This window comes from Cryobacterium zhongshanensis (assembly GCF_022760445.1).
Classification (GTDB): Bacteria; Actinomycetota; Actinomycetes; order Actinomycetales; family Microbacteriaceae; genus Cryobacterium; species Cryobacterium algoricola.
Map to the genome: position 1 here is coordinate 790,279 of NZ_JALGAR010000001.1, position 12,607 is coordinate 802,885.

General features: G+C 71.1%; 8 protein-coding genes. 5 read left to right on the forward strand and 3 right to left on the reverse strand.

Annotation, left to right across the window (positions count from 1 at the left end; translation table 11 throughout):
* Positions 1-440: 440 nt before the first annotated feature.
* Positions 441-1,445, reverse strand: coding sequence for a DMT family transporter (locus MQH31_RS03705; RefSeq protein ID WP_243010956.1), 1,005 nt, complete (start codon positions 1,443-1,445; stop codon positions 441-443).
* Between the two features lie 200 nt (positions 1,446-1,645).
* Here MQH31_RS03705 and MQH31_RS03710 point away from each other — a divergent pair, with 200 nt between their 5' ends.
* Positions 1,646-2,206 carry a CGNR zinc finger domain-containing protein gene (locus tag MQH31_RS03710; RefSeq protein WP_243010957.1) on the forward strand — a complete coding sequence of 187 codons (561 nt, stop codon included), beginning with the start codon at positions 1,646-1,648 and terminating at the stop codon, positions 2,204-2,206.
* A 107-nt stretch (positions 2,207-2,313) separates the two neighbouring features.
* Here the strand turns inward: MQH31_RS03710 and MQH31_RS03715 are convergent, their stop codons facing one another.
* Positions 2,314-2,961 carry an RES family NAD+ phosphorylase gene (locus MQH31_RS03715; protein WP_243010958.1) on the reverse strand — a complete coding sequence of 216 codons (648 nt, stop codon included), beginning with the start codon at positions 2,959-2,961 and terminating at the stop codon, positions 2,314-2,316.
* Positions 2,958-3,545 (reverse strand): hypothetical protein, encoded by a 588-nt coding sequence (locus MQH31_RS03720; RefSeq protein WP_243010959.1) that lies wholly within the window; start codon positions 3,543-3,545, stop codon positions 2,958-2,960. Before MQH31_RS03720 ends, MQH31_RS03715 begins: the two co-directional genes overlap by 4 nt.
* A gap of 185 nt (positions 3,546-3,730) precedes the next feature.
* On the opposite strand from MQH31_RS03720, the gene MQH31_RS03725 reads away from it, so the two are divergent.
* Genes MQH31_RS03725 through MQH31_RS03740 form a run of 4 tightly spaced genes read left to right on the forward strand, consistent with a single transcriptional unit; the run spans position 3,731 to position 12,451 of the window.
* On the forward strand, positions 3,731-5,596 hold the full coding sequence (locus MQH31_RS03725) for a TIGR02677 family protein (protein ID WP_243010960.1): 1,866 nt from the start codon (positions 3,731-3,733) through the stop codon (positions 5,594-5,596).
* Positions 5,593-6,759 (forward strand): TIGR02678 family protein, encoded by a 1,167-nt coding sequence (locus MQH31_RS03730; RefSeq protein ID WP_243010961.1) that lies wholly within the window; start codon positions 5,593-5,595, stop codon positions 6,757-6,759. The genes MQH31_RS03725 and MQH31_RS03730 overlap by 4 nt, the downstream gene beginning before the upstream one ends.
* Positions 6,756-11,156, forward strand: coding sequence for a TIGR02680 family protein (locus tag MQH31_RS03735; protein ID WP_243010962.1), 4,401 nt, complete (start codon positions 6,756-6,758; stop codon positions 11,154-11,156). Before MQH31_RS03730 ends, MQH31_RS03735 begins: the two co-directional genes overlap by 4 nt.
* A complete protein-coding gene (locus MQH31_RS03740) occupies positions 11,153-12,451 on the forward strand; it encodes a TIGR02679 family protein (protein ID WP_243010963.1) in 1,299 nt (432 codons plus the stop codon). Before MQH31_RS03735 ends, MQH31_RS03740 begins: the two co-directional genes overlap by 4 nt.
* The last annotated feature ends 156 nt before the right edge of the window (positions 12,452-12,607 follow it).

Genomic DNA, 12,607 nt, shown 5'->3' on the forward strand with positions numbered 1-12,607 from the left:
GGAGCAGGTGAGCGGATGCCGGCGGCGCCCGGCGACATCCGCTCGCATCCGCACCCCTTTCGGCAAACCGCGCCCGAAACGGCGGGTGCGGGCTGCCGAAACCGGCGCGGGCGCGGGGCGAACGGGGCGCGGGCTGCCGAAACCTGCGCGGGCTGCCGAAACCTGCGCGGGCTGCCGAAACCTGCGCGGGCGTGGGGTGAGCGGATGCGGCGGAGCAGGTGAGCGGATGCCGGCGGCGCCTGGCGACATCCGCTCGCATCCGCACCCCTTTCGGCAGCCCGTGCCCGAAACGGCGGGCGCGGGCTGCCGAAACCGGCGCGGGCTTGGGGCTAAGCGGGCGCGGGCTGCCGAAACCGGCGCGGGCTTGGGGCAAACGGATGCGGCGCAGCCGGTGAGCCGGACGCCGGCGGGGACGGGCCGCATCCGCTCGGAGGTGCTCGTCAGCCTCGGTATTCGTGGGCCGGTGCCGGCTCGACGACCCCGGCGTCGACCATGGCGGGCAGCGGGACGAGCAGGTCGAGCGCGGCGGGAACGGCGGTTTCCGAGCCCGCGGCCCGCACGGCCGCGATGCCTCCGAGGATGAGCGCGCCGCCGAGGAGCTGGAGGGGCGTGAGCTGTTCGCCGAGCAGCAGCCAGGCGAACAGGGCGGCGAAGACAACCTCGAGCAGCGAGACGAAGGAGGCGAGCCTCGAGCCGAGGGCCTCGGCCGAGGTGATTCCGGAGACGTAGGCGAGCGCGGTGCTCACGACCGCGACGATCACGAGCGGCACCCACCACGGCAGGGCGGTGCCCGCGAGCGGCACCGGGCCGAACGTCGCGGCGAGCGGGAGAACGCCGGTGAGGCCCAGCGCGCCGAGTACGAGGCCGCCGAGCACGAGTCCCGCGGCCGCGAACCCGACCGGTGGCAGTCCGTCGCTCGGGCGGGCGGCGATCACGAAGTAGATCGCGCAGCCGACCATGGCGCAGGCGGCGAAGGCGAGGCCGAGCGGGTCGACGGCGCGAATCGCGCCGGGGCCGACCACGAGCACGAGCCCGCCGACGGCGAACAGCGAGCCGACCAGAACCAGGGCGTGCGGGATGCGCCGGGTCATCACCCAGACGACGCCGACCAGAAGCAGCGGCGCGAGGAGTTCGATGAGCGCGGCCGTGGCCACGGGAATGGTCTGGATTGCCGCGAAGTAGAAGAACTGGGTGGACGCGACGCCGGCGACGGCCATCGCGAGCACGCGCCACCGTGCCCGCCACAGGGCGGGCCAGGATCCGCGCAACGAGATCAGGGCGAGCGGCAGCAGCACGAGCCCGCCGAGGAGCACGCGTGCGGTGACGGCGGCGCTCGGGGACCAGCCGGCCTCGAGCAGGGGCTTGATGAACGCGCCGGAGGTGCCGAAGGAGAGCGACGCGATGACCGCCACGACGAGACCCGCGGAGGGGGACGAGATCTTCATGGGACTCCTTCGGTTGTCTGTGGCTGGCTGCTTCTGTCGCGCGCTCTGTTGCCGCGCGCTGCGGCAGGGTGATGCTGCCGAGCTTGACTGCGGTGCTTGACTGCGGTGCTGGACTGCCGCGCACAACCACCGCGTGCACTGTTACGGTCTACAATTGGGTATGACCATAACGTTAGGCGATGGTCGGGTTAGGAGTCAACATGCAGTTTGCCCATGACACTGTGGAGTCTCTCGAGTTCGCGGTTGACCTCGGCAATACCGATCCCGCGGCCTCCCGGAGCGGCACGGATGAGCTCGCGACCCTCGACCAGCTCGCCGACTTCATCGCCGGGTACCCCTTCTCCGGCCGCATCGACGGCGACGAGCGCGAGCGGCTCGACGTGCTGCGCGCCCGCGACGAGGTGCGGCTCGTCTGGACCCTTGACCGCGACGCCGCGGCGCTCCAGGTCAACGCCATGCTCGCCGAGGCTCGGGCCATGCCGTACCTCGCCCGGCACGACGCGTCCGACTGGCACCTGCACGCGACTACGCCCGATGCCCCGCTCGGCGAACGCCTGCGCGTGGAAGCCTCGCTGGCCCTGATGGACGTGATCCGGATGGACGAGATGCGGCGGCTGCGCAGCTGCGAAGCGGATGACTGCGCCGGCCTGATCCTGGACCTCTCGCGCAACGGGTCCAAGCGCTTCTGCAGCGCGCGCTGCGGCAGCCGGATGAACATGATCGCCTTCCGGAAACGGAAGGGCGCGGTCGCGCAGGACTGAACCGGGGGACCGGCGGAACGTTATGTCGGAGATTTTCGCGACTCGCGGCATCCGCTGCCGGGAAACGCGGCGTGTCGCGAGAATCTCCGACTGTGCGCCGCGGCACTCTAGGTCACGCCGGGCGGAAGGCTCACGCTCAAGCCCGCGGCGGATGCGGGCGGCGAGTAGACGGAGAAGCCGCTCGATTCAGAGGCGGCGACTCCGTCGATGACTGCATAGGTCGGCCACGATCGAGGCCCGGCAGGGCCGAACAAGGCCCACGCATCAGGCGAGTAGCCGGTGCTGAATCGTGCGGGGTACCGGATGCCGTCGAAGCCGAGCGACTCGAACAGGGCCGCCCACTGTTGCGGAATGCCGTAGCTGTCCATGGTGCTCAATTCACGGGTGACACCGAACGTGGCGGCGTCCGCCGCGGCGACGTCGGCACACTTCTTGCCTGGGCTGAGGTCGAGCTCGGTGACCTGGAATTCCTCCGCGGCCCAGCGGGGCACCATGCCGGATGCAGCGTAGCTGGGGCCCAGGCGCTCGCGGACGGCAACGGCCACGGTGTCGGCGAGATAACACGTGCCGAGTGGTGGGGCCAGATCGAAGCGACCTGCGCCCGGGCCGCCGGGCGCGGACGCGAAGAACCAGGCTCCACGCCCGATCGAGTGGGAACGGTATTTCCGTTCCGCTCCCCGGGTATGTACTGCCGGGAAGCCGGTGAAGTCGCGGCCCGGAAGCGGATCGGACTGAAAAGTCGCCTCGCGGCTCACGGTACAAGCCGAGCGGCATCATTGCGCGCGGCGTCGAGAACCGGTCCCAGCTCGTTCGATTTCAACAGGTCCGCCGCGGAACGGCCGCCGAACCGGGGTGTCTTCACGTTCAGCCAGAGCGCCTGCGACCACTCGTCACGGGCGGCGGGGAGCAACGCCTCGATCACTTGCCTCAGGTGGGGAAGTGGCTCGCCGCCGGGGCCGAATTGCCATGCCGGGAAAAGGAGTGTCTTCGCATCCGCCGTCTGCACGGCGAGCAGCACGCCCTGGTTCCTCAGCTTGTGGACGTGCTGGCGGCTGACGCCCTTCCACTTCGCGATCGCCGGGGCCTCATAGAAGGGACCGATCTTCTCCTGCCAGATGCTTGTCCCGGGGACCGTGGCGACCATTCGTTCCGCCACGGTGCGAGCGTTACCGGCGACGGATGCTTCGAGACGGTCGGGAAGACGTTTCGCAATCTCGGTCAGAAGCTCGGCCTGGTAGTCGGTGAGCATCAGCGTGCGGGAGTGGCGCTCCCCGGGGGGTGTCTGCGCTTCGGCATCGGGTGTCATCGTGAGTCCTCCCGGTGAGCCATCGGTTGTCATCTCTGTCAACCAAGCCTAGCTTCGGTGTCACCTCTGTCAACTGTCTCTCGTGAAGGTGACGCCGGCCCGTTTGGCCGGGGACTGTTGGGCGATCGCCGATGTCGGTGGGATGCTGCATGATGAATGAGGGTCTGTCGTTTGCGCGGCGTGACGAGTCGTTCTGAACTGTGCCGAGTCCAGGGGAGGTGAGCATCGTTTCTGCCGAAGGCGAGATCGCCGAGTCGTTCAGCGTGTTCAGCCACCTCAACGCGCAGAACAGCGACACCTACCGCCGAGTGCTCGGCACCTTCGTGACCGCCAAGGAACGATTTCAGGTGCACCTGCGCCCCGACGACGTGCTCGGCCAGCTGCGTCGCGATGCTGCGGCGGATGCTGCGAGATCGACCCCGGGCCCAGCCGCCGATCCGGCCGCGGGTACGACCACTGCGAAAGGCCCTGCGCCAGAGGACCTCACCATCGAGGCTGTGACCGCGGCCCTCGATTCCCTCGTCGGCTGGGGCAACCTGCTCGCGTCCCCCGACACTGGACGTGTCGTGCAGGTAGAGGACTTTTACCGCAAGCGCCACCTGTTCCAGCTGAGCCAGGCGGGCGAGGCTGCCGAACGCGCCGTGGAACGGTTCGAAGAGAATCTCGGCCGCCGCGGCGCGCTGCAGAGCGTCGCCCTCGAAGACATCGCGGTCACCCTGCACGAGTTCGTGACGCTGGTCGGCGCCGACACTCAGGACCTCGGCAAGCTGCACCAGACCCTCGCCGCGCTCACGGTGCGGTTCACCGAACTCGCCGACAACGCGAGCGCGTTCATGGCCTCACTGCAGCGCACGATCGACCTCACCGACACCGACGAGGCGGCCTTCGTCGCCTACAAGTCGCGACTCGTCGACTACCTCGAACGTTTCATCCAGGACCTCACGGTGCGCGGACCGCAGATCGCGACCCTGCTCGGCGGTGTGGACAGGGCGGCGGTCAACCACGCCCTCCGTGCGCTCGCCGAACGCGAGGCGAGCGATGCCCTCGTTCAGGTTCCCGATCCCGACCATGCCGAGCATGCCGTTCACACCGAGCATGCCGACGGACCCGGCGGCCACGGCGCCCTCGCCGAGTCGGCGCGTCACTACGGCGTCTGGGCAAACCGATGGGAGGGGCTGCGGTCGTGGTTTCTTTCGAGCCACGGCAGGGACAGCCAGGCGAAGCTGCTGCGGATGGCCGCGCTCGCCGCGATCCCGGCCCTGCTCGACGCCGTGCGCGCCGTCAACGCGAGGCGCTCGGGCCGCTCCGACCGGTCAACTGACTACCTGCGTCTCGCGCAGTGGTTCCAGGAAGCGCCCGACGACGACGACCGGCACCGGCTCGCCCGGGCCGCGTTCGGCCTCTACTCCGCGCGGCACCTCACGGTCGACTCGGCGACCTGGGCGCACTGGAGCGACAACGCCGCGCTCGTCGGGGCGCCGTGGGCGGATGCGCCCGCGATCGAGATCTCGCCGCAGCTGCGCCGAACCGGCAGTTACGAGCGCAAGGGCCGGCCGAATCAGGTCATCGACCGGTCGGCGGCGCGGGCACTGATCGCGCTGCAGGTGCGTCAACAGGCGGAGCAGATCGCCGCAGCGCGGAAGCGCCTCGCGACCGACGGCACGGTCGAGCTGAGCGCGCTCGCCGGGCTCGACAGCACCGCCTTCGGTCTGTTCCTCACCCTGCTCGGCGATGCGCTCGTCGCGCGCCCGCCGGACGGCGGGCCCATCCGCACCGCTTCGACAGACGGCACCATGAGCATCGAGCTGACCGAGCTGCCGGATGCCGGTTTCGTCGCCCTCGAGACCGAGCGCGGCACGCTCTGGGGTCCCGACCACCTCGTGCGCATCACCGACCTGATGGCGGAGGACGAGACACGGCCGACCGGCGCGCACGCCGCCGACGCCCATGCTGATACTGACACCGACGCGGGGAGAGACGCTGACGCCGACGCCGGGGCTGGCGCCGACGCCGACGCCGGGGCTGACGCTGACGCTGACGCTGACGCTGACGCTGACGCCGACGTGTTCGTGGAGGTGTCATGAGCGTCTCGGCGGTCGACGACCGGCAGCGGGCGGCCCGGATGCTGCTGCGCACGCCCCTGATCCGCTCGACCGACGAAGAGCGCTACCGCCTCGTGCGGCGGCACGCGGGCGACCTCGCCGAGTGGTTCGACATCAACACCGGCTGGGCGCTGCATGTCGACAGCGAGGTCGTGCGGCTCGACCGGGAGCCGGCCTCCGTGACGGATGCGACGCATCCGTTCGCAGCCCGCCGCGGCGGGGTGCCGTTCTCGCGCCGCCGGTACGTGCTGCTGATGCTCAGCCTCTCGGTGCTCGAGCGCAGCGACAGTCAGATCGCGCTCGGCCGCCTCGCCGAACAGGTGCTCGTAGCCGCGACGGTGCCCGAGCTCGTCGCGGCGGGCTTCGTCTTCGAGCTCGGCAGCCGCGAGGAACGCAGCGACCTCGTCGCCGCCGTGCAACTGCTGCTCGAATGGGGCGTGCTCGCCCGGGTCGCCGGCGACGAGGCGGACTTCGTGCAGAACACCGGGGACGCGCTCTACGACGTGTCCCGACGGGTGCTCTCCCAGCTGCTCGTCACCCGGCGCGGCCCGTCGACGATCGGCGCCACCACGCTCGGCGCACGCACCACGGCCATGCGCGACCGCGGCACCGCCCCGACCGCCGACCTGCGCAACCTGCGCCTGCGGCACAGCCTCACCCGCCGTCTGCTCGACGACCCCGTGCTCTACCTCGACGAGCTCGACGACGACGAGACCGCCTACCTGCGCGGCCAGCGCGCCGCGATCTGCCGCCGCATCACCGAGTTCACCGGACTCGTCGCCGAGATCCGCCTCGAGGGCATCGCCATGGTCGACTTCGACGACGACCTCAGCGACGTGCGGATGCCCGAAAAGGGCACCGAAGGACACGTCACCCTGCTCCTGGCCGAGTTCCTGGCCCGACGCGGTGAACCGGAAGTCCCGGTCGACGTCCTTGTCGGCCAGGTGCGCGCCCTCGCCCCCGACTACGCCAAGTTCTGGCGGAAGGGCGCGGCGGATGACGCGGCCGACCTCGTCGAGACCGCTCTCGGCCGCCTCCGTGCCCTTCGGCTCGTCGCTCGGGACGGGAACAGCATCCGTGTGCTGCCCGCTCTGGCCCGATACGCCCTCACTGCACCGACAATCATGGGAGCTCGACAGTCGTGACCCTCGACACAGTTGCACCATTCCGCTCTGACTCGCAGCCGGTGCCGACGAGCGTGCGTTGGCAGCCGCAGCGACTGGGCCTCGTCGACCTCTTCTACTACGACAACGAGGAATTCCCCTTCGTCGACGGCCGCCTGCTGTTGCGCGGCAACAACGGCGCCGGCAAGTCGAAGGTGCTCGCCCTGACCCTGCCGTTCCTCCTTGACGGGGACCTCTCGCCTCAGCGGGTCGAACCCGACGGCGACCGGCAGAAGCGCATGGAGTGGAATCTGCTGCTCGGCGACGAGCACCCGAACGGCGAACGCCTCGGCTACAGCTGGCTCGAGTTCGGCCGCATCGACGAGGCCGGCCGGGCGCAGTACGTCACGATCGCCGCGGGCCTCAAGGCGGCCCGGGGCCGCGGCATCACCCGGCACTGGTTCTTCGTGACCGATCAGCGCGTGGGGGAGACGCTCGACCTCATCGACGCAAGTCGGCTCGCGCTCGGGCGTGACCGCCTCGCCGAGGCTCTCGGTGACCGCGGCCGGGTCTACGACACCAAGGGCGAGTACCGTCAGGCTGTCGACGCGAAGCTCTTCGGCCTCGGGGAGCGGCGCTACGCCGAACTGATCGAGCTGCTGCTGCAGATTCGCGCGCCGCAGCTCTCCAAGAAGCCGAGCGAGGCCGCCCTGTCCGAGGCGCTGACCCGCGCGCTGACCCCGGTCAGCGACGACGTGATCAAGTCCGTCGCCGACGGGCTGCGCTCGCTCGACGAGGAACGCGACGAGGTGCAGCAACTCGCCGCCGCCCAGAAGGCGGTCCACGGGTTCCTGCAGCACTACCGCGCCTATGCGCAGGTGATGCTCAAGCGGCAGGCCGTCGGCCCCCGTCGCGAGCAGTCCGACTTCGACAAGTACGGGCGGGCGATCCTTGAGGTGACCGCGGAGCTCGAACGGCTGCGGGAGTCACTCAACGCCAACGCCGCGGCCACCGCGGAACGACGCACCGAGCATGGGGCCCTCGAGGCCGAGCAGGAGGCGCTGCGCGACAGCGTGCACGCCGAGAGCGAGCGGCTGCTCCACATGGCGGATGCCGCGGCGACCGCCGCCGGGGAACGCGCGGCACTTGCGGAGGCCGGCCTTCAGCGTGCGGATGCCGCCCTCACTCGCGCCGACACCGAGGCGGCGGACGACCGGGCCGAGTTCGTGGCGGGCGCGACCGACTTCCGTGAGGCCAGCGCTTGGGCGGTCGCTGCGGCCGTCGGTGCCGGGATCGAGCACGACCCGGCGGGACTCGGGATTGTGCCGAACGAGACCGGCAGGCCCGTCGCGCGCGGCGGACACGACGCCAGCGACGCAGACGACGGCCGCGGCCGGGAGGGCGGAGGTGACTCGGATGCCGGCGGCCGTCCGGACGCGTCGGAGGCCGTGGCATCCGCCGGATTCGGCGACTCGTCGGAGCTCGGCGGAGTCACCGGTATCGGGGACTCCGCGGAGCAGGCGGGCAGCGCGGCATCCGCCGGCTTCACCGGCTTCGAGGCCGCCCTCGAGCGCGAGCGCAACGCGACCGCTGCCCGCGTGTCCCGGCTACGTGAGTCCCTCGACCGGGTCTCTGCGCTGATCACGGTGCTGGAGCAGGCCGAGGCACGCCTCGGCGCGGCGAACCTGCGCGAGGCCGAAACCGAGACCCGGCTGGCGGAGGCGACCGACGAACGAACCGTGGCGGATGCCGCGGTCGAGGCCACCGTCGATGCTTACGTCTCCGAGGTCGAGATCGTACTGGCCGCACTCACTGAGCTCGCCGTTTCCGATGACGCGTTCGGCGCCTTCACCGACTGGGTGCGCCTGCGCACGGGCGAGAACCCGGCGAGCACTGCGCTGCGCTGGGATGCGCAGCGGCTGCAGGGTGAGCTGGAACGGCGGCGCGCCGACCTTCAGCACCGGATCGGCGACCTCGCGACCCGGCACTCGGCGCTCCTCGCCGAGATTTCGGGGCTCGAGAAGGGCGAGTCGGTCGAACCGACCCTGCCGCACACCCGCACCGCACCGGCCGAGGGGTCCCTTCCCCTGTGGCGCGCGGTGAGTTTCTCCAACGGGGTCAGCGCGGAGCACCGGGCCGGGCTCGAGGCCGCTCTCGAGGGCAGTGGGCTGCTCACGGCGCTCGTGCTGCCTGACGGGGACCTGCGTCAGCCCGGCGACGGACAGTTACTGCTGCACGGGGCGCTCACCGGGACATCCGCCGGCACACTTGCGTCGGTGCTGGTGGCGGAGCCGCCAGCGGGGTCTGCCGTGACCGCGGAGACGATCGAGGCGGTGTTGCGGGGGATCCGCCTGGGTGACGACTCCAGCCCTGGCGGCGCCGATTCCGACTCCCGCTCCGACGCCGCCAGCTCATCGCCCCGCGGCATCGGCGACGACTCTCCCGCGGTGTGGGTGAGCCTCACCGGCCGGTACCGCCTGGGGTCTGCGTTCGGCGCTTGGTCCGTCGATACGGCCCGGTTCATCGGCGAGAGCGCACGCGAAACGGCCCGCACACACCGGCTGCGCGAGGCGCGGGCCGAACTCGATACGATCTCCGCAGAGCAGGAGGGCCTGACCATCGACCTCGACGGGATCGCCTCCCGGTCCGCTGTCATCGAACGCGAGCAGGCCGCGGTGCCGTACCCGACCGCGCTCGAGACGGCGGATCGGTCCGCGGAACGTGCCGCCGACCATGTCGCCCAGCGCACGAGCGAACGCGAAGAGACCCGCGTTCGTTCCGCCGGTGCCCGCCGCGAGCTCGCCGAGGCGGAAGCCGAACTCGCCGCGGATGCGGCCACTCTCCACCTCCCCACGGGACCGGACGCGATCCGCGGGCTTGGTTCCGCCCTGTCGGAGTATGAACGTCAGGTCACCGCGCTCTGGCACGCGGCCGAGCGGTGGGCATCCGCTGGGCGTCGGCTCGGGCGCGCCGAAACGCGGCTCACGGCCGCCCGCGACGAACGTGATCGGACCCTGGCCGAGGTCGGGTCCGCCGCCGACGAACGCACCCGCACCGGCAGCTACCTCGAGACTCTGCGCCAGCAGCTCGGCGCCGACGTGCGAGGCTACCGGGAGCGGGTCGCCGCCGTGGCCGCGGAGCTGAAATCGATCAGCGCCGCGTTGGGCCGCCTCGGCGAGAGCGCTCGCCGGGACGGCGAGAAGCAGGCCGGTCTCGGGGAGCGGCTCCGCGGCATCCGTGCGGACCAGGACCGCGTGGCCGCGAACCGGGTCGCCGCCGTCGCCGCACTGCAGCGCACGACCGCGCTCGGCCTAGTGCAAGTGGCCGACCTCGCCGCGCTGGCCGTCGTCGAACCGGATGCCGGGGGAGACACCGACTGGACCGTGACCCGCGGGGTGCAGCTCGCCCGCGCGATCGAGGCTGCGCTGCCCGAGGTCGACGCCTCCGACGAGAAGTACAGCCGGCTGCAGTCACAGGTGTTCACCGAGTTCGCCGACCTGCAACGCTCGCTCGGCCGGCACGGGCACGAGGCAGCCTACTATCCGAACGACGACGGGGTGCGCGTGGTCGTGACCTTCCGCGGACGGGAGATGCTGCTCGTGGAACTCGGCGAGCAGCTCGGAGAGCAGATCGAGCAGCACCTGCGGCTGTTGAGCGCGAAGGAGCGCGAGATCATCCAGTCACACCTCGTGACCGAGGTCGGCGCGCAACTGTCCGAGCTGATCGGAGACGCCGACCGGCAGATCGTTCAGCTCAACGAGGAACTCCGTGCCAGGCCCACCACGACGGGCATGATCCTGCGGGTGCTCTGGAAACCGCGCCCGGACGGGCCTGCCGGGCTGACCGAAGCCCGGCGCCTGCTCGCGACCACAGCGGATGTCTGGGACGAATCCGATCGAGTTGCGCTGGGCGGCTTCCTGCAGGCCCGGATCGCGGAAGTGCGTGACGCCGACGAGGCCGGCAACTGGTACGACCACCTCGGCGAGGCGCTCGACTACCGCCGCTGGCACCGGTTCACCATCGAGCGGCAGCAGGGCGGCGTCTGGAAGTCGGCGACCGGCCCGGCATCGGGCGGTGAGCGGGTGCTCGCCGCGAGCATCCCGCTGTTCGCGGCGGCGTCTTCGCACTATCGCACCGCGACCAACCCGTATGCGCCGCGGATGATCATGCTCGATGAGGCCTTCGCGGGTGTCGACGACAACTCGCGCGCGAGCTGCCTCGGTCTGCTCGCCGAGTTCGACCTCGACGTCGTGATGACGAGCGAACGCGAGTGGGGTTGTTACGCGGAGGTGCCCGGGCTCGGTATCTCGCAGTTGACCCGTTTCGACGGCACCGACGCCGTGCACGTGCAGCGCTGGCAGTGGGACGGGAAACGGCGCACTGCCGTCGTCGACGCCGGTGTCGCTGCCGCTGAGGCCGAGGCTGGAGGGCTCTGGTGAGCGATTCTGTGAACGTCGGGGCCGGGGCAGGCTCGGGTGGCGAGGTCAGCGCGGAAGCCGTTGCGCGCATCCGTCGTCTGCTCGATACCCCGGACACCGCATGGCTGCTGACGCGCATGCGCTCCCGGCTCGAGCAAACCGGCACGCTCGTGGGCATCGTCACGAAGCAGAGCGCGAGTGCGACCGAGCGGATGGCGGCGGCCCGGCTCGTCGGCCGGCCCGTGCGCTCCGGGTCGTCGGCTTCGGTGTCGCTCGACCAGCTCGATGCCCTGCTGCGGCGGGACGCCTGGCCCGCGGGGCTGGTCTCGGCGGTCACCGAACTCGTCGGGCCGATCGTGGGCCCCGAGGTCCGGCGCGCGGAACGGGCGAGCTGGCAGCAGGTCGCCGACACCCTGCGCGTGATCGCCGTCGAACGGCCCGAACTCGCGGGCTGGGTGGACAGCGTGAACCGGTCGGGCGCGCTGCGGCGAGCGACGGCATCCGCTTCGGCCGCACACTCGATGACCCTCCACCTCGGTGTGCTCGCCCGCGCCCTGCCGGCGGAGGGGGAGGCCCTCGGTGTGCTCGCGGCGCGCCTGTTCGGGGACGCGCATGCGCTCGACCCGAAGAGTCCACTCGGGTCGATCGCGGTCGGGCTCGCGGCGGCGTCGACCGGACAACCCGCCGGGAACGGATCACGGTGGCGGCGCGACGCGTGGCAGCAGTCGGGTGTCGTCGTGGATGAGCTGTCCTCGACCGTGCTCGCGCTCGGGCTACCCGGCGGCGTGACATCTCCGACGGCCCGTGCCCTGGCGGCGCTCGCCGAGTCCGGCCAGCCCGTCGTGTTGACGTACCGGCAGCTCGCCGTGGATGACATCGGCCGGGCCCCGGCGCTGGTCTCGGTGTGCGAGAACCCTGCGGTGATCGCGGCGGCGGCCGACCGGTTCGGGGCTGGTGCTGGCGGCGGGTTCGTTCCGGTCGTGTGTGTGAACGGGCAACCGGGGGCGGCAGCGTTGCGCTTGCTCACACAAATCGTCGACGGCGGTTCGCGGCTCCGCTATCACGGCGACTTCGATGCGGGCGGCGTCGCGATCGCGCGCACTGTCGCCCGCAGTGTGCCGTGGACTCCCTGGCGATACGGCGAGGCCGACTACCGTGCCGCGTGCGAGTCGAGCCTGGCGACCTCGGAGTTCACCGGAAGCGTCGGCGACACTCCCTGGAACAGCCCTCTCTCCGCCGCCATGGAGGAGCTGCGCCTGCGCGTCGAAGAGGAGTCGGTTCTCGAGGACCTGCTCGAAGACCTGAGACTCGACTAGCCCGGGCCATCGAGGTCGCCGCCGCCGGTTTGCGCAGGCCGCGCCCGAAACGGCGGGCGCGGTTTGCCGAAACCGGCGCGAGCGCGAGCGCACATGGGCGCGGGCTGCCGAAACCGGCGCGGCCGTGGATGCGCGCGGGCGCAGGACCCTGTAACC